Source organism: Kribbella shirazensis, from assembly GCF_011761605.1.
Classification (GTDB): Bacteria; Actinomycetota; Actinomycetes; order Propionibacteriales; family Kribbellaceae; genus Kribbella; species Kribbella shirazensis.
Genome location: NZ_JAASRO010000001.1, coordinates 3,963,929 through 3,988,300, shown reverse-complemented (window position 1 = coordinate 3,988,300; position 24,372 = coordinate 3,963,929). Strand labels below are relative to the sequence as shown.

17 protein-coding genes and 2 rRNA genes are annotated in these 24,372 nt (G+C 68.3%); 9 read left to right on the top strand and 10 right to left on the bottom strand.

Annotated elements, in window-relative coordinates; genetic code table 11:
• The first annotated feature begins 20 nt into the window (after nt 1-20).
• On the top strand, nt 21-1,277 hold the full coding sequence (locus BJY22_RS19500) for a GGDEF domain-containing protein (RefSeq protein ID WP_337758785.1): 1,257 nt from the start codon (nt 21-23) through the stop codon (nt 1,275-1,277).
• Here the strand turns inward: BJY22_RS19500 and BJY22_RS19495 are convergent.
• Entirely contained in the window at nt 1,261-2,235 is a 975-nt protein-coding gene (locus BJY22_RS19495; protein WP_167208740.1) for a zinc-binding dehydrogenase, read from the bottom strand. The genes BJY22_RS19500 and BJY22_RS19495 overlap by 17 nt on opposite strands.
• Nucleotides 2,236-2,335: 100 nt before the next feature.
• Between BJY22_RS19495 and BJY22_RS19490 the strand changes: the two genes are divergently transcribed.
• Together BJY22_RS19490 and BJY22_RS19485 are read left to right on the top strand one after the other, a co-directional pair.
• Nucleotides 2,336-5,179: a DEAD/DEAH box helicase gene (locus BJY22_RS19490; protein ID WP_167208738.1), complete on the top strand. Its 2,844-nt coding sequence runs from the start codon at nt 2,336-2,338 to the stop codon at nt 5,177-5,179.
• Nucleotides 5,172-6,413: an SWIM zinc finger family protein gene (locus tag BJY22_RS19485; protein WP_167208736.1), complete on the top strand. Its 1,242-nt coding sequence runs from the start codon at nt 5,172-5,174 to the stop codon at nt 6,411-6,413. The genes BJY22_RS19490 and BJY22_RS19485 overlap by 8 nt, the downstream gene beginning before the upstream one ends.
• Before the next feature lie 15 nt (nt 6,414-6,428).
• Here the strand turns inward: BJY22_RS19485 and BJY22_RS19480 are convergent, their stop codons facing one another.
• The 3 genes from BJY22_RS19480 to BJY22_RS19470 all read right to left on the bottom strand — a co-directional run bounded on the left by BJY22_RS19480 (nt 6,429) and on the right by BJY22_RS19470 (nt 9,001).
• On the bottom strand, nt 6,429-7,061 hold the full coding sequence (locus tag BJY22_RS19480; protein ID WP_167208735.1) for a maleylpyruvate isomerase mycothiol-dependent enzyme family protein: 633 nt from the start codon (nt 7,059-7,061) through the stop codon (nt 6,429-6,431).
• 97 nt (nt 7,062-7,158) lie between these two features.
• Nucleotides 7,159-8,139 carry an SGNH/GDSL hydrolase family protein gene (locus tag BJY22_RS19475; RefSeq protein WP_337758784.1) on the bottom strand — a complete coding sequence of 327 codons (981 nt, stop codon included), beginning with the start codon at nt 8,137-8,139 and terminating at the stop codon, nt 7,159-7,161.
• Nucleotides 8,140-8,206: 67 nt separating this feature from the next.
• Complete coding sequence (locus tag BJY22_RS19470) at nt 8,207-9,001, bottom strand: TrmH family RNA methyltransferase (RefSeq protein ID WP_167208733.1); 795 nt, start codon at nt 8,999-9,001, stop codon at nt 8,207-8,209.
• A gap of 271 nt (nt 9,002-9,272) precedes the next feature.
• On the opposite strand from BJY22_RS19470, the gene BJY22_RS19465 reads away from it, so the two are divergent.
• The 6 genes from BJY22_RS19465 to BJY22_RS19440 all read left to right on the top strand — a co-directional run bounded on the left by BJY22_RS19465 (nt 9,273) and on the right by BJY22_RS19440 (nt 16,675).
• Entirely contained in the window at nt 9,273-10,463 is a 1,191-nt protein-coding gene (locus BJY22_RS19465) for a hypothetical protein (protein ID WP_167208731.1), read from the top strand.
• Nucleotides 10,460-11,131, top strand: a complete 672-nt coding sequence (locus BJY22_RS19460; protein ID WP_202891182.1) for a hypothetical protein — start codon at nt 10,460-10,462, stop codon at nt 11,129-11,131. The genes BJY22_RS19465 and BJY22_RS19460 overlap by 4 nt, the downstream gene beginning before the upstream one ends.
• Nucleotides 11,124-11,783, top strand: coding sequence for a hypothetical protein (locus BJY22_RS19455; RefSeq protein ID WP_167208729.1), 660 nt, complete (start codon nt 11,124-11,126; stop codon nt 11,781-11,783). The genes BJY22_RS19460 and BJY22_RS19455 overlap by 8 nt, the downstream gene beginning before the upstream one ends.
• Complete coding sequence (locus BJY22_RS19450) at nt 11,780-14,896, top strand: coiled-coil domain-containing protein (RefSeq protein ID WP_167208727.1); 3,117 nt, start codon at nt 11,780-11,782, stop codon at nt 14,894-14,896. Before BJY22_RS19455 ends, BJY22_RS19450 begins: the two co-directional genes overlap by 4 nt.
• A 346-nt stretch (nt 14,897-15,242) precedes the next feature.
• Nucleotides 15,243-15,638 (top strand): glycoside hydrolase family 76 protein, encoded by a 396-nt coding sequence (locus tag BJY22_RS19445; RefSeq protein WP_202891181.1) that lies wholly within the window; start codon nt 15,243-15,245, stop codon nt 15,636-15,638.
• A gap of 386 nt (nt 15,639-16,024) precedes the next feature.
• Complete coding sequence (locus tag BJY22_RS19440) at nt 16,025-16,675, top strand: hypothetical protein (RefSeq protein WP_167208725.1); 651 nt, start codon at nt 16,025-16,027, stop codon at nt 16,673-16,675.
• A gap of 1 nt (nt 16,676) precedes the next feature.
• Here the strand turns inward: BJY22_RS19440 and BJY22_RS19435 are convergent, their stop codons facing one another.
• The 6 genes from BJY22_RS19435 to BJY22_RS19410 form a co-directional block, all read right to left on the bottom strand.
• Nucleotides 16,677-17,147, bottom strand: coding sequence for a P-loop nucleotide/nucleoside kinase family protein (locus BJY22_RS19435; RefSeq protein WP_167208723.1), 471 nt, complete (start codon nt 17,145-17,147; stop codon nt 16,677-16,679).
• A gap of 36 nt (nt 17,148-17,183) precedes the next feature.
• Nucleotides 17,184-17,762, bottom strand: coding sequence for a dihydrofolate reductase family protein (locus BJY22_RS19430; RefSeq protein ID WP_167208721.1), 579 nt, complete (start codon nt 17,760-17,762; stop codon nt 17,184-17,186).
• Nucleotides 17,763-17,827: 65 nt separating this feature from the next.
• Complete coding sequence (locus BJY22_RS19425; RefSeq protein WP_337758783.1) at nt 17,828-18,667, bottom strand: helix-turn-helix domain-containing protein; 840 nt, start codon at nt 18,665-18,667, stop codon at nt 17,828-17,830.
• A gap of 212 nt (nt 18,668-18,879) precedes the next feature.
• Nucleotides 18,880-19,398 (bottom strand): GNAT family N-acetyltransferase, encoded by a 519-nt coding sequence (locus tag BJY22_RS19420; RefSeq protein WP_202891179.1) that lies wholly within the window; start codon nt 19,396-19,398, stop codon nt 18,880-18,882.
• 1,167 nt (nt 19,399-20,565) lie between these two features.
• Nucleotides 20,566-20,683 (bottom strand): 5S ribosomal RNA (gene rrf / locus BJY22_RS19415).
• 151 nt (nt 20,684-20,834) lie between these two features.
• Nucleotides 20,835-23,958: ribosomal RNA gene (locus BJY22_RS19410) — 23S ribosomal RNA — on the bottom strand.
• Between the last annotated feature and the right edge of the window lie 414 nt (nt 23,959-24,372).

Here is a 24,372-nt window from a genome sequence, read left to right as displayed (position 1 = left end):
TCGCGGTTGATTTGATTGCGGTGACGATAACCACACTCGCGGTCCGTAGCACGGTCAGCGGCCCGAATTCCGGCATCCGGCACGCGGAGTGGGTGGCGTTCGTCGTGCTGGCGGTGGCCTCGACGCTGCACCTGGAGTGCGCGCGCGGGATCGAGCGCCGCCGGGAGATGGCTGCGAACACCTCCCCGCACACGAATCTGAAGTGCCTGTGGATCTTCGCGGCGCTCCTGCTGCTGCCGCTGTCGTTGGTCATCCCCTTGGTCGTTCTCGCCTACACCTACTCCTGGTTCCGCGTGTACGGCCGGACCGTCGCGCACCGCAAGGTGTTCTCGACCTCGACGTACATCCTGGCCAGCGCTGCCGCGGCCGCAGTACTGCGTGCCGGTGGTCTGCTGGACGCTCCGCGCGTGCCGACGAGCTTCTGGACGCTGCTGGTGGTCCTGGCCGCGGCCGCGACCTGGTGGCTGGTGAACTACGCGCTGGTGATCGGGGCGATCCTGCTGTCCAGTCCGGACGCCACCGCACGTGATGCGCTCGGTGAGCTGTCCGATCAGCTGGTGGTATGCGCCGGCCTGGGGCTCGGTGTGGCGATCGCTGCGGTCCAGACGTCGTACCCGTGGGTCGTTCCGGTGCTCATGGTGACGGTCCTGGCGCTGCACCGCGACCTGCTGCTACCGCAGTACCAGAGGGCCGCGGGTGTCGACGACAAGACCGGTCTGGCCACGTCGTCGTACTGGGCGAGCGCAGTACCGGCGGAGCTGGCCCGCGCCGACACGCTGCGCAGTACTGTCGGTCTGCTGATGCTGGACCTGGACAAGTTCAAGGAGATCAACGACACGTACGGGCACCCCGCTGGTGACGAGGCGCTGCGTGCGGTCGGCGAGTCCATCCGTGCAGAGGTGCGGCACGGCGATCTTGTCGCGCGGGTCGGTGGTGACGAGCTGGCGGTGCTGCTGCCGGGCGCGTTCGAGAGCGAGGTGCTGGAGATCGCGGAGCGGATCAGGGCACGGCTCGTGGACCTCACCGTCACGGTCAGCACGGCGGACGGGGGTACGGCGAAACTCGACGGCGTACCCGCTTCGTTCGGCGCGGCGGTGTACCCGGATGTCGCGACCACCATGGATCAGCTCGTGCTCGCCGCGGACGACGCGCTGCTGACGGCCAAGCGGTCCGGGCGGAACCAGATCGTCTCCGCCCGCCCGAACCCGCCGGCCGTCATCGATCGTTCAGAGGAGTCGGAGCACCACTCCGACACGTCGGTCAACGACGGACACTGATCAGCGCCTTCCCGCGCAGGGTGCGGTCCTCGAGGGCCCGGTGCGCGTCGGCCACGTGGTCGAGGTCGTACACCTTGTCGACGACCGGGACGAGGTCGCCGGCGACGGCGCGGGCGATCACGTCGGCGCCCGTGACCGCGGTGGTCGTCGAGTCGGCGCGGAGGTCCATGATGCCCTTCACGGTGATGCCACGACGTGCGGCTTCGGCGGGGTCGATACCTGCGAAGCCGCCGCTCGGAGCGCCGTGCGCCGAGAACCAGCCGCCGTCCTTGGTCGCACTGAACGCGGTCGTGCCGAGCTCGCCGCCGGCGCCTTCGAACACGATGCTCGCGCCTTGACCGTTCGTTGCCTCTAGCACCAACTTCTCCCAGGACGGCTTGCTGTAGTCGACGAGTACGTCGGCGCCCTGGACGCGGCTGAGCTCGAGCTTCTCCTCGCCACGGGCCGCCGCGATCACGCGTGCGCCGGCGTGGTGCGCGAGCTGGATCAGGAGCAGACCCATCGCGCCGGCCGATGCGGTGATCAGTACGTCCTGACCGGTCATCGGAGGTGCGAGCTCCTCGAGCATGAGGGCCGTGAAACCGTCGCCGTACACCGCGACGGCGGTCCGTAGCCCGAGTTCGGCCGGCACCTCGACGAGGTCGGTCGTGGTGCGGGCCAGCTCGGCGTGCGCACCGAAGTTCACACCCCGGCCGACGACGGTCTTGCCGATCCATTCATCGGGTACGCCGGGGCCGACCGCGCGGACGCGTCCGGCGAGGTTGCTGCCCGGGACGTACGGCGGCTCCACGTCGAAGAACCCACCGTGCTGCCCGCGGCGGATCGCGGTCTCCACGAAGATGATGTCCGCGGTGTCGACCTCGACCAGCACCTCACCGGCAGCCGGCTCGGGATCCGGCAGGTCACGGGTCTCGATCACGTCCGGCCCACCGAACGCGGTCACAACTGCTGCACGCATATCTACTCTCTCGGGTTGATCCGTCAGATGCCTCCGAGCGTGCAACCTCAACTTTGGTTCAGGTCAAGTTCTGTCGGTGCTGCGGCGTACTCTGCGGGGCATGTTCGACGCCGTCTTCGTCCCCGCCGACCCGCCCCGCGCGGGCCGGCTGGCGCTGTACGGCGACCTGTCCGAGGAGCCCGCGGACGGCACCGTCGAGCTGGTCCTCCCGCGCGGCGCCACGGTCCGCCGCAGCACGGTCCCGGCCCGCCTCCTGACCATGCAGGAAGTCCTGACCCGCCTCGCGAGCACGAACGGTGCCGGCGAGCCCGGCGCCGGCAGTTGGGCGGCTTGGCGGGCGGCCGGGCTGGCTGGGTTGGTGTTGATCGGACGAGGGCGGCTTGTGCCGGATCTGAGTCCGGAGGGGTACGGCGCTTGGCGGGTGGCGCCACTCGATCCGATCGATCACGCCTGGCTGCGGAACCTCAGCGCGGCCCTGCCGGCGTACGGGCACGCGCTGCCGATCGAAGGCACCCGGCCGGTGCGGCTGGTCGATCCGGAGCAGCTCGTCCGCGCGTTCTGGGACGCCCTCGCCGACACCCTGGTCCGCACGCCGGCCGCAGCCGTCGCCACCCGCCCCGGCGCCGCCCCGTTCGCCGCCACCGAGCCCACGCCGCTCCCCGGTCCCACAACCTGGCTGGACGAAACCGCCCTCACCGAACAAGCCGGCACCCGCCTGGTCCTCCGCATCGAACCGCCCGCAACCGACACCGGCAGCGACACTGACGCCGACACTGTTCCCCCCGACGCGGACGGTTTTCGGGCTGTCCTGCAGTTGCGGAGCGGGCTCGATCCGAGCCTGCTGGTGGATGTCGCCGACCTGTGGAACGCGCCGGCCGCCGTGCTGGCCGCGCTGGGCGAGCGCGCCGAGACCGATCTGCTGCTCGGCCTGCGCCGCGGTGCACGGGTCTGGCCGCCGCTCGGGGCGGCGCTGCGGGACGCCGCGCCGGAAGAGATCCCGATCGACGACGTCGCCCTGGACGAGCTCGCCGAAGGGAGCGAGGCGCTGGAGGGTGCCGGGATCGAGGTGCTCTGGCCGGCCGAGCTCTTCGCCGGTGAGCTCACCCTCCGGGCGAGTGTCGCGACCCCGGCCCCGGGCGCCGTCACCGGGCCCGATTTCAGCCTGAACGAGCTGGTCGCGTTCCGCTGGCGCCCTTCGCTCGACGGGCAGGACCTGACCGAGGCCGAGATCGCCGCTCTCGCGGAGGCCAAGCGCCCGATGATCCGGATGCGCGGCCGCTGGATCCGGGTCGATCAGGACGTCGTACGGCGACTGCGCAACGGCGCCACCCGCAAGCTCACCGGTGCCGAAGCGCTCGGTGCCGCCCTGACCGGGACGATCGACGTCGACGGCGAGCTCGTCCCGTTCGAGGCGGACGGTTCGCTCGCGCAGATGCTCGCCCGGCTGCGTTCGGCCGAGGACCCCGCGCCGTTCAGCGATCCTGTCGGTCTCCGGGCCACGCTCCGCGACTACCAGCGCCGCGGCGTCGCCTGGATGGCGCAGCTCGCGAATCTCGGCCTCGGCGGCTGTCTCGCCGACGACATGGGCCTGGGCAAGACCATCCAGGTGATCGCCCTGCACCTCCAGCTCCAGGACCGCGGCCCGACCGTCGTCGTCTGCCCGTCGACGCTGCTCGGCACGTGGGAGCGCGAGTTCGAGCGGTTCGCCCCCGACGTACCGATCCGGCGCTACCACGGCCCCGGCCGGACGCTCGGTGAGCTGGCCCCCGACGAGGTCGTGCTCACGACGTACGGCGTCGTACGCCAGGATCACCGTCTGCTCGGTGAGATCGCGTGGGGCCTGGCCGTCGCGGACGAGGCGCAGCACGCGAAGAACCCGTTGTCGCGCACCGCCCGCGCGCTCAGGACGTTGCCTTCAGCAACCAGGATCGCGCTGACCGGCACACCGGTGGAGAATCGCCTGTCCGAGCTGTGGTCGATCCTCGACTGGTCGGCGCCGGGGCTGCTCGGGACGCTCGACCGGTTCCGCCACGACGTCGCCGTACCTGTGGAGCGGTTCCACGACGAGGAGGCGACCGCGCGGCTCGCCCGGGTCACGCGGCCGTTCCTGCTGCGGCGGCGTAAGAGCGATCCGGGGATCGCCCCGGAGCTGCCGCGCAAGTCCGAGCGCGACGTCGTCGTTCCACTGACCACCGAGCAGGCCACGCTCTACCAGGCCGTCGCGAAGGAGACGCTCGCGAAGATCGAGTCGGCGGAAGGAATCGCGCGGCGCGGGCTCGTGCTGAGCCTGCTCACGCAGCTGAAGCAGGTGTGCAATCACCCGGCTCAGTTCCTCCACGAGCCCGGTCCGCTCGAGCGGCGGTCCGGCAAGCTCGCGGCGCTGGACGAGCTGCTCGACGTGATCCTGGCCGAGGGTGAGTCGGTGCTGATCTTCAGTCAGTACGTCGAAATGTGCCGGCTGATCGAGGCGCATCTGGCGGCGCGCCAGGTCAGGACGCTGTTCCTGCACGGCGGCATCGGGGTGCGGAAACGCGAGCAGATGGTGGAGCAGTTCCAATCCGGGGCGGCGCCGGTGTTCCTGCTGTCGTTGAAGGCCGGCGGTGTCGGGCTGACGCTGACGCGCGCCACGCATGTCGTGCACTACGACCGCTGGTGGAACCCGGCAGTCGAGGACCAGGCCACGGATCGTGCGTACCGGATCGGCCAGGACCGTCCGGTGCAGGTGCATCGACTCGTCACCGAGAACACGCTCGAGGACCGCATCGCGACGGTGATCAATGCCAAGCGCGATCTCGCCGATGCCGTCGTCGGGTCGGGCGAAGCGTGGCTCAGCGAGCTGTCCGACGCGGAGCTGTCCGAGCTCGTCGAGCTGTCCACCCGGCCGGCTCGATCCGGGTCGGCCAGCGCGTACAACCCTTCTGCTGTGGGGAAATCCGATGGCTGACGACGATCGGGTGCCGTGGCAGGCGTGGCGGCGGAAGGGTGAGGACGCCGGGTTGCCCGCGGCGAGGGGGCCGGGCAGCCGACGGACGTTCGGGGCGACCTGGTGGGGTCGGGCGTGGCTGGAGGCGCTGGAGCAGCGGGCCCGGCTCGATCCGGGGCGGTTGTCGCGCGGACGCTCGTACGCGCGGCGCGGCAGCGTGCTCGAGTTGACGGTCAGCCCGGGTGAGGTCGAGGCGGTCGTGCAGGGCAGCCGCGTCACGCCGTACCAGGTGACCGTCCGGATCCGCGCGTTCTCGACGGACGAGTGGAACGCCGTACTCAACATCGTGTCGGCGCAGATCGGGCGCGTGGCGGCGCTGCTCGACGGTGAGCTGCCGCCGGAGGTCGTGGACGACGTACGGGCAGCCGGGCTGGACCTCCTGCCCGGCGCAGGCGAGGTACTGACGAACTGCAGTTGCCCGGACTTCGCCGTACCGTGCAAGCATTCCGCGGCTGTCTGCTACCTGGTGGCCGATGCGCTGGATGACGACCCGTTCGCGCTGCTGCTCCTCCGCGGCCGACGCAAGGACGAGCTCCTGGCGGCCCTCCGCTCTCGCCGCGGCGGAACGAGCACGCCCGCTCCGCCCCGCACTCCCCCACCTCCCGGGATCCCCGCGATCGCCGCCTTCGCTCGCCTCCCCGCCGACGACGCGCCCGTCGTGGTTCCTGTCCCAGCACCACCCCGGCCGCTCAACGCCCCCGGCGTGCCCGCGGCGGTGAAGGTCCTCGATCCACCCCGATCCTCCGGCGTCGACGTACGCGACCTGGTCGCCCTGGCCGCCGACGCGGCCCGCCGCGCGTGGGCATTGGCCTCCGGCGACCCCAACCTGACTCTCACGTTCGAGCAGGATCTGGCGCGACGAGCCGCAGACCTCCTCGGTACGCCGGAGCTCGCCGATCTCGCGCACCGCGCCGGCATCTCCGCCCGCCAACTCACGACCTGGGCCACCGCCTGGCGCCAAGCAGGCCCCGGCGGCCTGGCCGTCACCATCGACGACCCGCACGACGTCGACCCCGACGACCTGACCGAGGCCGTGGCAGCCCTCCCCAACGCCACCGTCGAAGCCAACCGTGTCACCGCGGCCAAAGTCCAACTCCGCCTCGGCAAGGACGGCCTCTGGTACCGCTTCGACCAACAGTTCAGCGACTGGACCCTCACCCGCCCGCCCACACCCGACCCTCAGGATCTCCTCTAAGGCGGTGGCTTGGGCCTATCCTCCAGCCGGCAGCGGGACGAACGGCATCGGCTCGGGCTCCGGCGCGGGGTTCCACGGCTCGTCGAGCGGGGTCGGCCGCCACTTCCACGCCTCGGGTGCGCCCGCCGCACGCCCGGTCAGCCGACGCAGCTCGAGCCACGGATCGTCGTCCCGCCGCGGCTCGTGCGGGAACAGGCGCGCCAGCACGCGATTACACAGGTCAGCGGGCGGTTCCAGCGAGCAGCCCAACCCGTCGGCCAGATCCTGACCGTGCACCAGCAACTCCACGCACGCCATGCCGGCGAAGCCCTCCGGATCGCCGATCCCCCACGGATGAAAGGCCCGCGTCTCTGCAGGGCTCGAGCGCACGACGAGCGCGAGGATCCGCCCCGCAGCCTCGACGAAATCGAGTACGCCGGCCGGCGGAGCCAGCTCCTGCGCCCGCGCGGACCAGCGGACGTACTGCGTCCGCGCACCCACCGCGAGCTGCGACGCCCAGTGCAGCTGCGCCTGACCGATGTGCTCCGCCGTTGTCCGGCAGCTCCACTCGATCGTCCCGGCCCGCACGCCCCAATCGGCGTCCGCCGCCGGGAGCAGCGCCTGCACCACACACTCGGTCGCCGACTCGACATCGCCCGCTGTCACCATGCACTGCTCCTCTCGACGCCCTCAGTCTGGACGCCCGGGAGGCCGAAGAACAGTCTGTTGCGCGGCGACCGTTTTTGTCATAGATAGAAGGAGAAACCTATCCGCGACGGCGCAGCGAGGTGTGCTCCTCCAGCTCCGCGATCAGGTGGTCCGCGATCTTGGCGTGGCCGGCGACCGTCGGGTGGACGAGGTCGGTGCAGTCGTCCTCGGTGATCCAGCCGGTCGAGTCGATACAGACAAGGTTCGCGTCGTCGAGGGACTTCACCGCGGCCTGGATCGTGTCCGCGTGCTTCCCGTTGAACGGTGTCAGCGCGACGATCCTCGTCGACGGGTACGCCGTCCGCACGCGCCGGACGTAGCCGGCGTACTCCTCGGTCTCCAGCGTCGGATCGTTCACGCCGAGGTTGATCACCACGACGTCGGACGGCTCGACCCGCTCGGCCGGTGACCCGGCGAAGTTCCAGCCGAACGAGTCCACGCCCGCCGGCACCTCCCCGTTCCCCGGCTTGCTGATCCCCTGGCTCCCGAACCCGACCTGGTACGACGTCGCGCCGAACGCCCGCGCGGTGAGATAGGCGTACGACGCCGTACCGTCAGCGCCCTCCGACTCCGGGTGCTCGCTCAGCGACAGCACGCCCTGGGTGATCGAGTCGCCGTAGAACTCCAGCCGCGGCCCGCCCGGCCGGCCGCTCAACCGCAGGCGGGTCTTCACGTCGAGCACCAGGCCGGCGAACACGACCGCGCACTCGAACGGCGGGTTCCACCGGTTGACGTGCTCGTTCACGTCCTTGACCACGACCTCGACCTGGTGCCGGCCGTCGGGCGCTTCGAGCTCGACGACCGGCTCCTCGATCACGTGCAGCGCCGGCTCGCCGTCGTCGACCGTGATCCACAGGTGCGGCGCGACGGTCAGGCCGTCGGTGTCGAAGAGCAGTTGCACCCGCTCACCGGCGTACGAGAACGAGATCCGCGAACCGGAGTTGACGGTGATCGCCACGCCGGGCTGGTGTCCCCACTGTCCCTCCAGGACGATGCGCGGATCGGACGGGGCGACGACCTCGCCTGGCTCGAACGGCACGGCTGCTCCTTCTGCTCGGGTGCTGCGCCATTTGTCGGTGCCATTCTGCCGGTGCCGTTGTGCCGGGTCACCACCCCTCCTTCCGAGCCCGCGCCTCGAACAGCAGGATCCCCGCGGACAGCGCCACGTTCAGCGAGTCCGCCTGACCCAGCATCGGGATCGACACCGCGTCGAACCCCTCGTCGTGCCACGCCCGCGACAACCCGGCCCCCTCGGATCCGACCACGAACGCGGTCGGCCCGTCGTACTGCGGAACGCGATAGGTGCCCGTCGCCGCGGGGTCCGCGAGGTGGACCCGGAACCGGTGGCTCCGCAGCCACGCCGCCGCGGACGGGATGTCGTCGAACTCCACGATCGGCGTCGAGAGGACGGTGCCGCGGCTCGCGGAGTACACGGCCGGATGCGTCGGACGGGCGCGCCTGCTGGTCAGGACGAGGCAGTCGGCCTTGGCGGCGTCCGCCGTACGGATCAGGGTGCCGAGGTTGCCGGCGTACTCGACGCCGTCGGCCACCAGGACCAGCGACTGGCTGGTGAAGCGGAGCGCCTGCGGCCGCCATTCCGGGAGCCGGGCGATCGAGATCAGGCCGTCGGAGCGGGTCTTGCGGGAGAGGCGGGCGAGCAGCTTCTCCGAGATCCGGTACACCTCCTGGGCGCGTTCGGCGACGCGGTGTACATCGGTGCTGCCGGCCTCGGGGCACCAGAAGAAGGTCTCGACCGTGGCGCTCGTGGTGAGCAGGCGGTCGTGTTCCCAGGTGCCTTCGACCATGATCCGGCCGGGCGAACCGTCCTTGCGCAGCGCGAGCAGGTCACGGACACGGGGATGTTGCGCGCCGATGGGGCGGGCAAAGGGGTGCACAGTCATGTGCAAGCTCCGTACGGAGAGAATCAGCAAGCGCGCCGGGGGCCCTGAGGCCCGCACCGGCGGGGCGACACCCGTGGGTGCCGTGGTACTGACGCGGCCTTCCCGACCGCGTCAGCCAAGGATTCTCATCACATCTCGGATGGTAGGCAGCCCGGCATCAACCGTCATCCGGTTTTCCACAGGCCGCCGCCGGGCGAGTTTTGGTCTGTCGGTGCGGGTGGTTAGAGTCCTTTTCTCTGATAGCCCCGCTATCACACGGGAGGGAGTGCGGATGGACGCGACGTTGCTCGACGCCGAGGCCGAGGCAGCGGTGCTGCGTGTCTACCGTCAGGTGTTCGCCGTGCTCGCCCGTGAGGCGGGCGCGATGATCGTCGATCCCGACCTGCTGGACGTCGACCAGGCGATCCTCGACGCGTTCGCCGAGGCCGGCAGCGACGGCCTGACCGTCGAGCAGGCCACCCTCGCCTGCCGCGCGTACCCGCACGACGTGATCGTCCGCCGCTTCGACGTCCTTCGGCAGTACGGCGCGATCACCAAACTCGTCGACCGGCCGAACGAGTTGCGTCACCGCGCCGCCTTCGCGCCGTACGTGATGCTGATGTTCCTGCGCCGGATGTCCGTCCAGGGCGGCCAGGGTGAGCTGCACCAGCTGCTCACCCTCGAGGCCCACAGCGTCAGCGACCCGCAGGCGACCGCCGACGACGGCAAGGCGTCGATCGAGCGGCTGACCAAGGTCTTCCGCCTGCTCGGCAACGAGCTGGCGATCCTCGTCGCGACCAGCACGACGGCGCAGCTGCGCGAGAACGCCCAGCTCGCGTGGGGCAACGAGCGCCTGATCGAGCAGGCCGAGGTGGTGCATCGCCTGGTCCTCGGCCGCTGGCCGACGCTGCACCGCGACTGCACCTCACTCCGGATGGCCCTGGCCGCGTACGCGGACGCCGTACAACTCGCTGCCGGCCGCCTGGTCGAGCGGGCCGGTACGACGCGAGCGCTCGGGCTGCTGCCCATCGAGACCTGGCTGACGTTCGCGCGCAGCAGTGAGCCCGACGCGCTGGCCGCCGTACTCGACGGCCTGCTGTTCGACGCCGCCGCGCCCGACTTCTCCGCGCAGACGCTGGTCGAGGCGGTCGAGACGGGCCGCCGCAGTGGGACGGCCCGGATGGCTCCGCCGCGTCCGACCGCGGACGTGGACGCGCCCGAGTCGGCCGCGGCGACGGATCGCGAGGACCTGCGCGCGGAGGCGGAGCGGGTGCTGGCCGGGCGTACGTCGGTCGACATCGTCGAGGTCGTCGACCAGGCAGGCGACTGGATCACCGCGCGGCGCGTGCTCGCCGAGCTGACCGCGGCGCATCTGCATGACGAGCTCGACTACGAGCTGGTGTGGTCCGACGGCATGCGGATCGATCCGGCGTCGGGCACGCCCTGGGCGACCGAAGGCGTCTTCCGCCGGGTGGAACGGTGAGTACCGAGGCCGTCGAGCGACGGTTGTACAACGCGCTCTGGTGGGCGAAGGTCCAGTCCGCGGGCCCGCTCGAGGTCGATCCGGAGACGCCCGCCGTCGCCGGACTCACCCGCGCCGCGGCGCCGGACGGGTCATCGGTCTGGCTGGTGCCGACGCTTCCCTCAGGCGCAGGCCACAGCGTGCTCGACGAGCTCGGCGCTCCCCCGGTCGCCGTCGAGCAGCCGAACGAAACGGCCCGCGTCCTCGCGATCTGCGTCGCCTGCTGCTGGACCGACCGCAGCGCGCCGGCCTGGCCCGGCTCGACCGGCACGCTCGCGCAGATCAGGTCCGTGTACGCCGGGATGCGCGGCAGGCCCGAGCAGTCGAGCGATCTCACCCTGATCATCGGCAGCCTGCGCCGCCTGCACGCCACGCACTGGCTCCGCTGGGACGAGAAGGCCGGCGAGGTCCGGCTCGGCCCGCGCGTCGTCACCTGGACAGCGGCCGACCTCTCCACCCTGCGCGACCTGTGCAGGCACCTGCCGGAGCCACCGCCGGCAGTCCTGTCCACCGAGCACTCCACTGACCGCCTGTCTGTGCCGGCCCCCGACGACGCGCTGCCCGATCCCGCTCCGGATCCTGATGCAGAGCCTGACGCGGAGCCTGATGCGGAGGTGTCGGATGACTGACCAGCATGCGTTGTTCGACCCGTTGCTGCAGGACCTCAGCGACCGCTCGCGCGACGAGGTGCTGGCCGCGTTCAGCGCGGTGCAGTACGCCGCGCATCCGGTCGCCGAAGTACAACTGGCCGGCCTCCGCGATGTGACACTTCGGCGTCAGGTTCAGCGGATGCTCAAGCTCATCGGCCGCACGCTCGTCCACGTGGACGGCACGCACTGGACCGCAGGCTACGACGACGACATCGCCGCGAGCCTCGCCGCGCAGGGGTGGCAGCCGTTGTCGGTCATCGACCGCGCGGTGCTGGTGCTCGTGCTGATCCATTCGGTCGCGATCCCCCGGAGCGAAGGCATCCTCACCGGCGACAGCTGGAAGTCCGCGCGGCCCACGACGGTCGACGAGCTGCGCACGACCCGGATCAGCGGTGAGGAGCGGCGCCTTGCGCTGCAGCGGCTGCGGGCCGCCGGGTTGGTCCAGCTGTCGGGCGATCACTCGGGCGGACCGTCGTACATCCCGGGTCCGCAGTTGCAGCGCCTGACACCGGCCGCGCGCCGTCGCCTGCAGGACCAACTGATCCTCGCCGCCGCCCCGGCCAGCCCGATCGCCGAAGCCATCCGCGCCCGCAACGGCGTCCCGGCAGAAGAAGTGGGAGAACATGCATGAGCGCCGCTGAGGACGGACCGTTCGACATCCTCGGGTCGAAGGTGCTGCTGGGTGTGCAGGTCGTCGACCTGTCCCGCCTGTCGACGCACCCGATCCCGATGATCGGCCGCGGCCTGATCACCGTCGCGGGCCAGGGCCCGACCGACTCGAACGGCGCCGGCAAGTCGTCCTGGATCGCAGCGCTCAGCCTCCTGCACGCCGACGACCAGTGGCGCCTGACCAGCGGCGCGCCCGGCGCGGCCGAGCTGCTGTTCACCGCGGAAGCCGCCGGTCAGGAAGGCAACTGGTCGAACGTCGACCGCGGCTACATCGTCGGTGTCTTCTCCGACCCCGATCTGACCGACCTCGAGGAGATCGAGGCCGCCGCGATCACCGTGTGGATCCGCATCAACCGCAAGGCGTCGTACCTCGACCTGCGCTGGAAGAACGGTCTGCACATCCCGTACGGCGCGACCGAGGCCGAGCGAGCCGCGGGCGCCGACGCGCTGTGGGCCGCCCTCCCGCACTCGAACGGCCGCACCGACTTCCACGCCAACAAGCTGTCCCAGGTCCTGTACGGCGGACAGGTCCGGTGCGTCTCGTTCTTGTCGACGTCGGTCCGTTCCAGCCCGACCGCGAACCTCCTCGCCGAGCCGCTCAACGAGCTTGGCCCGGCCCGCATCTTCAACGCGATCGCCACACTCACCGGTCTCGACCACGAGCTCGAGCAGGAGCAGGCGCACCGGTCCGCCGAGCACACCCAGCGCGAGGCGACCAAGCAGGCGTCCGCCGACCTGCAGCGCTGGGAACAGGAGATGGCGACCGTCGAGGCCGGCATCCTGCAGCGCGCCGCGGCGCGCGAAGCACTCGCCGCGGCCAAGGAGTCCTGGCAGGCCCGATCCGCGCGGCACCTGCTCGACGGCTCCGCGCGGAACGCCGAGATCGTCCAGGAGCTCGCCGTTCTCGCCGAGCGGGTCGCCGAGCAGGAGGCCCGCAAGGAAGCGATCGAGGCCGAGATCGAGGCCTTCGGCAACGAGGAGAGCCTGCTCCGGGACGTCCAGCTGACCCGTCAGGAGCGGGACAAGCTGGACGCCCGCGACCGGGAGCTGGACCTCGCGCAGCGTTCGGTGCGGGAGCAGTTGGAGCGACTCGGTCAGGAGCATCGCAGGCTGCTCGACGCGGGCCGTTCGGCGGACGGCCGCGACCTGGCCGCGGCGGCCGAGGAGCAGGCCGAGGCGCGGGCGGTGCTCGAGGAGCACATCGGCCGGGATCACGCTGCTCGTTCGGCGGTCGACCACGCGACGGGCGAGCTGCGCGAGGCGGAGAGCGGTCAGACGGTGTCGGCGCCGCAGCAGCAGGTCCTGGAGAACGCCGGGATCGGGTGCGGCGCGCTGACCGACATCACCGAGTTGCCGGCGTCGGAGCGCGCCGAGTGGGAGCCGCGGCTGGCGCCGTACCGGGAGGCCGTGGTCATCGATGCCGGCGACGCGCAGGTCGCGTCGACCGCGCTGGCCGACGCCGGGTACGCCGGATTCCTGCTGGTGCTGGCGAACCGGCCCGGTGCGAAGGCGTCCGGGAAGCGCGGACCGAAGTCGGCGGACAAGCGGTTCGTGCTCGACGCGTTCTTCGCGGCGATCGGTGACCGGGCGACCAAGGACCACATCGACGACGCCGCCGGCGTCGTCGCGGTCGGGCAGTTCGACGAACCGATCACCGGCCGCACCGCGCGGATCGAGGCCGCCCGGCGCCGCCTGGAGGCCGCGGTCGAGGCTCGTACCGAAGCGTCCGCGGCGCTCGAGCAGGCCCGATCCCGGGTCGAGCAGGCAGAGCGCCGTACGGCGGCCGCTCGCGCGCTGGCCGACGCGGAGTCGGTGCAGGAGCAGATCCTGGCGCTGCGCGAAACCGTCGACCGGCACGAGACCGATCGGGACTCGCTCGCTCCGCAGCTGCAGGCCGCGAAGGAGTCCGCCGAGGCCGCCGCGGGGCAGCAACTCGTCCGCGACGAGCGCCTGAAGAACCTGGAAGCGACCCGTCGCGACCACGACCGGATCCTCGACGAGCTGAGCGGTCGCCGGCTCACGTTGTGCGAGGAGCAGGCCACGCTCGACCTGACCAGCCGCGCCGCGGCCTGGGGCGGTACGCCGGAGGAGGCGGAGGAGTTCCTTCTCGGACTGCCGGATGACGCGCATCGCCGTACGACCGCTGACTGGAACCACCAGGCCTGCACGCAACTCGACGACGTCATCCGCCGCTGCTTCCCGAACGCGCGCTCCCGCGAGGAGATCCCGACCGAGCTGTGGGAGATCCTCAACGGACCGGACGGCTGGACGAACGGCACACTCAGCGACCGCGTCGGCCTGGTCCCGGCGCTGCACCGGACGCTGAGCAGCCACCTCGCCCAGCACGAGACGTTCGACAGCCTGCAGCAACAGCAGATCGCCAGTCAGCGCGCCGAGCGGAACGCCGCCCTCGAGCGCGCCCGCGAAGGCCTCGGCGAGGCGGAGAGCACGGCCCGTGCCCACCGCGCGTCGCTGGCCGACGGCATCAAGGCGCGGCTCCGGCTGGTGTCGCAGGAGTTCGACCGGCTCGACCAGCAGTACGGCGGGTACGGCGCGAAGCTCGAGTTCCCCGAGCCCGACCCGCCGGCCGAGCCCGACAAGCCGTGGCGCTGGACGGTCACGCCGAAGTGGCGCCGGTCCGAGGGCGGCCCGTTCTCCGCGTTCAACGTGAAGGGCAACACCGCCCAGATGGACGAGAAGGCGGTGAAGCTGGTGTGCGCGGCCGCGCTCGCCGGCGGTTCGGACCGTCCGTTGCTGCTGATCCTCGACGAGCTCGGGCGCAACCTCGGTTCGCAGCACCGGCGGGAGGCGGTGGCACTGTTCGAGCAGATCGGTCGCGACCGGAACATCACCGTGATCGGCGCGCTGCAGGACGACATGGAGCGGTACGCGCTCGCCTCGTCCCGGCTGTACGTGAAGCTCCGGCGCAGCTCGGACACGATGCCGTACAACCAGGCGCCGGTGGTCAAGGGCAACGAGGACAACGCGGCCCGCGTGGAGCTCCTCCGCGAGTGGATGACGTCGTACCGCGGCTCGACACCGACACTGGAGCTCGCCTCGCCGACACTCACATAATCCGCCGCCAGAACAATCACCCGAGGTCTCGACCTCGCCGCGACAGCCCGCAAACTCACGACTGAGAGCGCTCTCTTCCTACCGCGCCATGAAGAAGGCTCGACCGCTCCTGGAACGAAGGCGCGTCCTGGCCGGGCGGCTCGTCCCTCGGCCGCACCAGCGTCGCATCCGGCGCTACGTCGACAAAGATCCTCCTTTACGCGACAACAGATCCGCTCTCCAGGCTGTACGGCGGAGCGGTCCGCGCGTGCGGACGAGACGGCACGGCCTGGTGGGGCATCGCGTGGGTTGCGGCGTACGACCTGACGGGTGACCGTAAGTACCTGGACATGGCGGCGCTGTCTGGTTGCAGCGGGCAACCACGGCCTGGAACTGGTTCGCGGACAGCGGGATGCTCAACTCGTCTCACCTGGTCAACGACGGTCTGACCGGCTCGTGCACGAACAACGGGCAGACCGTGTGGACCTACAACCAGGGTCTGGCGATCGGCGGGGCGCTGGAGCTGTGGCGCGCGACCGGTGACACTTCGCGCCTGTCGACGGCGCGGCAGTTGGGCGACGCGGCCATGTCCTCGCTCAGTCCGGGCGGCATCCTCACCGAGTCGTGCGACCCGGCCGGTACCTGCGACGACAACCAGAAGCAGTTCAAAGGCATCTTCATGCGGTACCTGACGGACCTCGCCGACGCGACGGGCGAGGCGCCGTACCGCACGTACGCGCAGCACCAGGCGGAGTCCATCTGACAGAACGATCGTGCTGCCCTGAACCGGCTCGGGCAGCGCCGGAGCGGCGGTGGCGCGCGCGCCCGGCGGACCCAGGCGAGTGCGCTGGGCGGCCTCCTCGCGGCCGTGCCGACGAGCTGACCTTGACACTTGTCCAGATTTCGATGCGTTGTTACCAAAATCGGACCCCGGTGCACACCTGAGACCCGAGGGTGCAGCAGACTGGTGCGGTGACTTTTCCGGAGAGCTGCCGTACCTACTCGGACCGAGTAGCCGGACCTCTGGTCAACCGGTCGTATGGCGGCGTACCGTCACCTGCATCCGGCATACCGTCACTGTCCGGCATCTTGCCGTCCGGTACGCCGTCGGCTCCGCGGCTGCGGCCGTCTCGAGATCGGAGGGCGTGAATGGCATCCTGGCTGCTCCGCGCCCAATGGCCGCACCGTGACGAGTCCGTCGAACACCGCGCTCTCCGCGTCGGCCGCACGCTGACCGCGGTGGCGGTCGCCTTTCCCGAGGTCCACAACTGGACGCAGGACGAGCGGTGGGGGTACCACGTGCTCGAGGCCGACGGCTCCACTCCGCTGCAGGAGATGGTCGAGGCCACGACGAAGGTGCTGGCGAACGGCACGAGTACGACCCGGTTGCACCTGCAGAGCACCGGCGAGCTCCCGTGGCTGTTCGACCTGTCCATGGGCGGCACGATGACAACCGTGTCGGACCAGCTCACGCTGCACTGGAGCGATGAGGAAGCGCTGCAGCAGTCGGAGCGGTTCGCGCAGGTGCTCCGCGCAGTCGTCACGATCTGGGAGCCTCGGTGGGCCAGCATCGCGGACACCGAGCTCGCGGCAGCGGCCGGCGTGTTCCGGCGGGGGATCCCGATGATGGGCTGGCTGACGTACGTACGCGGCCTGGTTGCCGGGGCGCCGGGCATCGACATCACGCTTACGCCGTACGAACGCGGCACGCTCCTGCAGGCGCCGGTCTCCCCCGTCGACCTGACACCGGTGCACATCTGCGCCGCGGCCGCTCTGGTCGGTATCGCTCCCGAGGAGTGAGTCAGGCCCGCACCACAAGCTGCCGGTCCCACCGCGCGATCTCGTCCTCGGTCGGTACCTCGAACCGCCCGCTCCACTCCACGAGCTCCTCCCGGCTGATGGAGAACGTTCCCGCCGGCAGATCCCCGTTGCGGCGCTCGAGGCGCTCCCACAGAACGTCGAACGGCAGATCCAGTACGACGATCTCCGCACTGGCACCGAGCTGCTGCGCCCGGGTCCGGAACAGCTCGCGCTCCTCCTCGGACCAGCACCCGTAGTCGAGGATCACGTCGACGCCGAGCTCCAACATCCGCGCCGCGATCCCCCACAGCAGCTCAGACTCCAGCACCCATCGCCGTCCGTCGACCTCGCTGGCGTCGAACAACGCGTCCATCCACTCGTCCGGCGTCAACCGAACAGCCCGCCGCTCCTCCTCCAGCCGCCGAGCCCACGACGTCTTCCCGGCCCCCGGCAACCCCACAACCAGCACCATCCCAGCCACCCCGAGAGCCTAGCCCGATCAGCTCGGTCAACGGCGCACCTGATAGCGCAGGTGAAGCACCCGGTCGCCCTGCACGACGTCAGGATTCTCCAGCAGGTGCTGCGCGTCGACTGACCCGAAGTAGCGCTTGCCGGACCCGAACACGACGGGTACGACGTCCATGCGCACCTCGTCGATCAGGCCCGCGGCAAGCACCTGGCCACCGACGTCGCCGGCTGCGACCTCGACGATGCGGTCACCCGCAAGCTGCTGTGCCTTGGCCATGGCTGCCTCGATGCCGTCGGCGAAGTGAAACGGCGCCTCGGGGTCCCAGCCCTCGGGCTCCGGCCGGTGCGTCACGACGACCACGTGGTCGATCCCGCCCGGAGGCTTCCCGTCCCAGCCGTCGGTTATGTCGAAGACGTGACGGCCGGCAACTGTCACCCCGATCTCGTCCCAGTACGCCCGGGTGTAGTCGTAGGACACCTGCGACACCTTCACCACGCCGCTCTCGTCCAACGGGATGTCACCGCTGGTCAGCCAGTCGAACAGCGGTCCGGGCTGATCATTCTCGTCCGCGATGAAGCCGTCCACCGACACTGAGCTGTACATGACCACCTTGCCCACGGGGCTCTCCTCTGCTTCGGGTGCCCCCAAATTAGCGTGTCGTGGGCCGTCGCTCTTGTAAGAAATCAATCGGCCGGCAGCGGCCAGCCTTCCAGCACATGGCCGGGATGTTCGCGCAGGAACCGCCGCCGGACTTCGACGTACCGGGTCGGCGTGAGCCCGGTGAACGCCTGGAACTCGTGGCCGAAATGGGCCTGGTCGAAGTAGCCCGCGCCGCCGGCAAGATCGCCCCAGTCGACCGGTCCGGCGGGGTTGATCGCGAACACGGTGGCGCTGAAGCGGTAGGTGCGGGCCAGCCGCTTCGGCGTGATGCCGATGAGCTCTTTGAACCGCTGCGCCAGATGAGTGCTGCTGACGCCGGCTGCCACGCTCAGGTCGCCGATCGCCACCGCCCCGCGGTTTGCCGCGATGACGCTGCTCGTATGGCGGACCAGTCCCAGGCCGGCGGTCTCGCACAGCCGTCGCATCAGCTCCTCCTCGAGCAGCGTCAGCATCTCGTGCGGTCCGTCCGCCGTGGCCAGCCGGTCCCGCAGCTCAGCAGTGGCGGGCCGGCCCCAAACCTGCTCTACCGTCACCGGCCGGTCACATAGCTCGGCCGCGGGCATCGGCAGGAACGGCGCCAGCCCCCACGGCTTGAAGTGCACGCCGACGGACCGAGTCCCGAGTGGGTAACCGAACTGCCATGCGCGGGTGGGCATGGTGACCACGCAGCCGTCGGCGTACTCGGCCGTCTCGATGTCCGTGCCGGCGCGGATGTGGAACGGCGCCCCGAGGTTGACGATGAGCAACGCCGACGGCGCCGGCGGCAGCGTCAACCGGGCGTACGGCGGCGCACCTTCCAGGTAGTAAAGGTCGTCGATCAGCCCGGCCAGCGGCGCCCGCGGCACTCTGGAGACGTACTCCACGAGCACAGTATCGCCGACGCATCGCTCGCCCGGGATGGTCAAGCCGCGCTGCCGCCGGCATCGAGCCGGCGCCGATCCCGGACGAGCGCCCATTAGGCGCCGAACTGGAGGATGTGGGTCAGGTAGGCGGAAGCTGGGCCAGATCCTCAGCGGTCACCTGCCCCGGCAACCAACTGCCGGATGACCTCCATCATGTCGATCGCCGTTTCGAGTCAGCGGCTGGGCCGTTCGAAGATGAGTTCCAGGCCGTCCTCCTCATCCCACTGTTCACCGTTCTGAACGAACCCGAAGCCAGCGATGGTGGCCAGCGACGCCTCGTTGGTCGGGCTGATCGTGGCTCGGACGGTCCGTACGTCGGGTTCAGCCGCGGCACGCTCCAGAAGCGCGGTCAGGATCGCCCTGGCGTACCCCCGTCGCCGGTACGGCGGATCGACGGTGTAGCCGACCTCCACCATGCCGTCATCGTCCGGCGGACCGTGGAATCCGGCATACCCGACCACAATCCCGTCGACCACAGCGAGCTTCACCAGCCACCCGAAGGCACCGGGATCCCGCTTCAACTGATCAAGACGGTACTGCCAGAGCCACTTGGCCCTGTCCGACAGAAACTCGTCGCCGAGCGAGAACCCAAGCTCAGCCTCTGCAGCCGACCGATCATCAGCCAGCAAAGCGCTCATCGCGCCACCGGTCATCTCGACAAACCGAACGGTCGGCGAGGAAACAATTGACATACCCCCATCCTCAGCCCCACCACCCCCACCAGACCAACCATTAACCGCAACCCCCAGGGCGACCCGCCCGCCACCCACTCGGCGCACGCGCCCACCCAACTCAGCGCACCTGCCGCCAACCTCTCGGCGTACCTGGCCTCATCACCACCAGCCAGCTCCATCTCCTCCGCGACGGAGTCGGGCGGTTGAGTCGCCGCAGGAGGGCACGCGGCCACATGCGTGCAACCGACACGAGCGCCAGCCCGCCTGTGACCCGGCGCGGTGCTGCGTCGCCGGTGCAGGGGCACTGCGATCTGGAAGGGCCGGTGAAGTCCGGCACGCCTGTGGGAGCCACGTCCAGCGCGAGGCCGGGCCGGCGTGTGGCTGGACGCGCCGCTGGGTTGCCGTTGCAAGGGCGGCGCCTTCCGGTGTGGCTGCTGAGGTGCGGTGCCCCTGCGGGAGGCACGTCCACCGCGAGGCCGGGCTCGCGTGCCGCCCTGCGCGGCGCCGCGCGGCCGATGGAAGCCCGGTGAGGTGCGGTGTGGCCGGTGAGGTGCGGTGCGCCTGTGGCAGGCACGTCTAGCGCAGCGCCGGGCCGGCGTGTGACCCGGCGTGGTACTGGGTTGCCTGTTGGAAGGGGCGGTGCGGTCCGGTGTGGCGGGTGAAGTGCAGTGCGCCTGCGGCAGGCACGTCCAGCGCGGCGCCGGGCCGGCGTGCCGCCCGGCGCGGTGCTGGGTTGCCTGTTGGAAGGGGCGGCGCGGTCCGGTGTGGCCGGTGAAGTGCAGTGCCCCTGTGGCAGGCAGGTCCAGCGCAGGGCCGGGATCGCGTGCCGCACGACAGGCTCCGACAAGCTCTGGCAGGCTCCGCCGGCGCGGTACGACCGGTGCGGTACCGCCTGCTCTGACCGGCTCCGACAGGTGCGGCCGGCACCGAGAGGTGCGGCGGGCGCCGTGCGGGCGCCGTGCGGGCGCCGTGCGGGCGCCGTGCACGGATACGTGGACACGGCAGGCGCGGCGAGAATGTGCTCGCCCGGAATCGCCTGGGACCGCCTGGAATCGCCTGGAATCGCCTGGGCCCGGGCTGGGGCCGACTGTGCGCGGTTCTGTGTCCACCACCCCAGGTTGGTGCGGGGTGGGTGGACAAATGTTAAGGGCCACCCCCGGAGGGGTGGCCCTTAACAGTGTGAATGTCCGGCGGCGTCCTACTCTCCCACGACCTCCCGGTCGCAGTACCATCGGCGCTGGCGGGCTTAACTTCCAGGTTCGGAATGGAGACTGGGTGTTTCCCCGACGCTATGGCCACCGAAACTCTATAAGAACACATGTCAAACCTGCACAAGCCACAAAACTGCTGGCTGGGTTGACCGTATTCCGGGAACCGTACAGTGAACGCGAACATCGTTACATAACGCAGCCAATAGTCTCAGTTTCCACACCCCGCGTAGCGGGTGGTGGGTGTGTGACAAGCCCTCGGCCTATTAGTACCAGTCAGCTCCACACGTTACCGCGCTTCCACTTCTGGCCTATCAACCCAGTGGTCTACTGGGGGCCTTACCCGGTTAACCCGGTGGGAGACCTCATCTTGAAGCGTGCTTCCCGCTTAGATGCTTTCAGCGGTTATCACTCCCGAACGTAGCCAACCAGCCGTGCTCCTGGCGGAACAACTGGCACACCAGAGGTTCGTCCACCCCGGTCCTCTCGTACTAGGGGCAGCCCTTCTCAAGTCTCCTGCGCGCGCAGCGGATAGGGACCGAACTGTCTCACGACGTTCTAAACCCAGCTCGCGTGCCGCTTTAATGGGCGAACAGCCCAACCCTTGGGACCTACTCCAGCCCCAGGATGCGACGAGCCGACATCGAGGTGCCAAACCATCCCGTCGATATGGACTCTTGGGGAAGATCAGCCTGTTATCCCCGGGGTACCTTTTATCCGTTGAGCGACGGTGCTCCCACATGCCACCGCCGGATCACTAGTTCCGACTTTCGTCCCTGCTCGACATGTCTGTCTCACAGTCAAGCTCCCTTGTGCACTTACACTCGACACCTGATTGCCAACCAGGCTGAGGGAACCTTTGAGCGCCTCCGTTACCTTTTAGGAGGCGACCGCCCCAGTCAAACTACCCACCAGGCACTGTCCCTGATCCGGATAACGGACCAAAGTTAGACAGCCAGAACAACCAGAGTGGTATTTCAACGATGACTCCACCCGAACTGGCGTCCGGATTTCACAGTCTCCCACCTATCCTACACAAGTTGTACCGACCACCAATACCAAGTTGTAGTAAAGGTCCCGGGGTCTTTCCGTCCTGCTGCGCGTAACGAGCATCTTTACTCGTAATGCAATTTCGCCGAGTCCATGGTTGAGACAGCGCCCAAGTCGTTACGCCATTCGTGCAGGTCGGAACTTACCCGACAAGGAATTTCGCTACCTTAGGATGGTTATAGTTACCACCGCCGTTTACTGGCGCTTAAGTTCAAAGCTTCGCCGGCCGAAACCAGCTAACCTGTCCCCTTAACGTTCCAGCACCGGGCAGGCGTCAGTCCGTATACATCGAATTACTTCTTCGCACGGACCTGTGTTTTTAGTAAACAGTCGCTTGGGCCTGGTCTCTGCGACCATCACCGCTTCGGCGAGTAAATCACCTAACGGATCCGGTCCCCCTTCTCCCGAAGTTACGGGGGCATTTTGCCGAGTTCCTTAACCATGGTTCACTCGATCGCCTTGGTATTCTCTACCTGATCACCTGTGTCGGTTTGGGGTACGGGCGGCTCTAACACTCACTGCGAAGTTTTTCTCGGCAGCATGGGATCATCCACTTCCCCTAAACGGGTCCGCCTCGGCTCTCAGGCTCAATGAGACACGGATTTGCCTATGCCTCGCCCTACCACCTTGCCCGCGGATCAGCTTGCGCCTACCATCGCCGCGGTTGGACTACCCTCCTGCGTCACTCCTCAATGCACCTACTACCACCTCGGGTCACCAACGCCACCAATCCGTCCGAAGACATCATGGCCTTGTTGGCTTAGCATCAGCAGGTTCGGTCGGGTCGTGTTAATGCCGGTACGGGAATATCAACCCGTTGTCCATCGACTACGCCTGTCGGCCTCGCCTTAGGTCCCGACTTACCCAGGGCAGATTAGCTTGACCCTGGAACCCTTGATCATCCGGCGGACGGGTTTCTCACCCGTCATTCGCTACTCATGCCTGCATTCTCACTCGTGCAGCATCCACAACTCCATCACTAGGCTGCTTCACACGCTGCACGACGCTCCCCTACCCACCCACACACCTGGACGACCCAAAAGGGCCGCCGAGTACTTGTGTGAGTGCCACAGCTTCGGCGGATTGCTTGAGCCCCGCTACATTGTCGGCGCGGAATCACTTGACCAGTGAGCTATTACGCACTCTTTCAAGGGTGGCTGCTTCTAAGCCAACCTCCTGGTTGTCTGGGCAACTCCACATCCTTTTCCACTTAGCAATCGCTTAGGGGCCTTAGCTGGTGATCTGGGCTGTTTCCCTCTCGACTACGGAGCTTATCCCCCGCAGTCTCACTGCCGCGCTCTCACTTACCGGCATTCGGAGTTTGGCTGATTTCGGTAAGCCGGTAAGCCCCCTAGACCATCCAGTGCTCTACCTCCGGTAAGAAACACACGACGCTGCACCTATATGCATTTCGGGGAGAACCAGCTATCACGGAGTTTGATTGGCCTTTCACCCCTATCCACAGGTCATCCCCCAGGTTTTCAACCCTGGTGGGTTCGGTCCTCCACGCGGTCTTACCCACGCTTCAACCTGCCCATGGATAGATCACTCCGCTTCGGGTCTAGAGCATGCGACTAAAGCGCCCTATTCAGACTCGCTTTCGCTACGGCTACCCCACACGGGTTAACCTCGCCACACACCACTAACTCGCAGGCTCATTCTTCAAAAGGCACGCCGTCACACCCCACAAGGAGATGCTCCGACGGATTGTAGGCAACCGGTTTCAGGTACTATTTCACTCCCCTCCCGGGGTACTTTTCATCTTTCCCTCACGGTACTAGTCCGCTATCGGTCACCAAGAAGTATTTAGGCTTAGCGGGTGGTCCCGCCAGATTCACACGAGATTTCAAGAGTCCCGTGCTACTTGGGAAAACACTCGAGAGTCACTGTCTTACGCCTACAGGGCTATAACCCACTACGGCTCAACATTCCAGAAGATTCGACTTCAACAGTGATTTATAACTCTCCGGTCTCACGGCATTAAGACCTGAATGCTCCCACAACCCCATATACGCAACGCACGCCGGCTATCACACGCACATGGTTTAGCCTCATCCGCTTTCGCTCGCCACTACTCACGGAATCACAATTGTTTTCTCTTCCTACGGGTACTGAGATGTTTCACTTCCCCGCGTTCCCTCCAGAACCCTATGTGTTCAGGCACTGGTAACTGGCTTTAGAATGCCAGCTGGGTTTCCCCATTCGGACACCCCCGGATCACAGCTCGGTTGCCAACTCCCCGGGGCTTATCGCAGGCTCCAACGTCCTTCATCGGCTCTTGGTACCAAGACATCCACCGATTGCCCTTAGTAGCTTGTCACAAAAACAAAAACTAAAAGCAAAAATTACGCTACAAAGAGATGCTCGCGTTCACTATACAGTTCTCAAAATACGGGCAGGAACACCAGCCCCAAACCACCGCTTACCAATCAGCACACCCTCAAGGGAAACAACCCACCCATCAGATACACCCACCAGCAGTTCAGTGAGAGCCGGCCCCAGCCACCCAACCAACCACAACCTGGTTGGCCCGTGACCCAGAAGAAACAGATCCAGCCCCCAGAAGCACAGCTTCCGTGAACCGGGCCCGATTCCTCAGGACCCAACAGCGCGCCTCAGCCACTCACCCGAACAACCCCGCGTTCCACGCCTTCACCCCAAAGGGCTCCAGCAGTACTAACCCGATCACTCGAGATCCTGGCCTAATGGTCAATGTTCCACATTCCGAAGCACC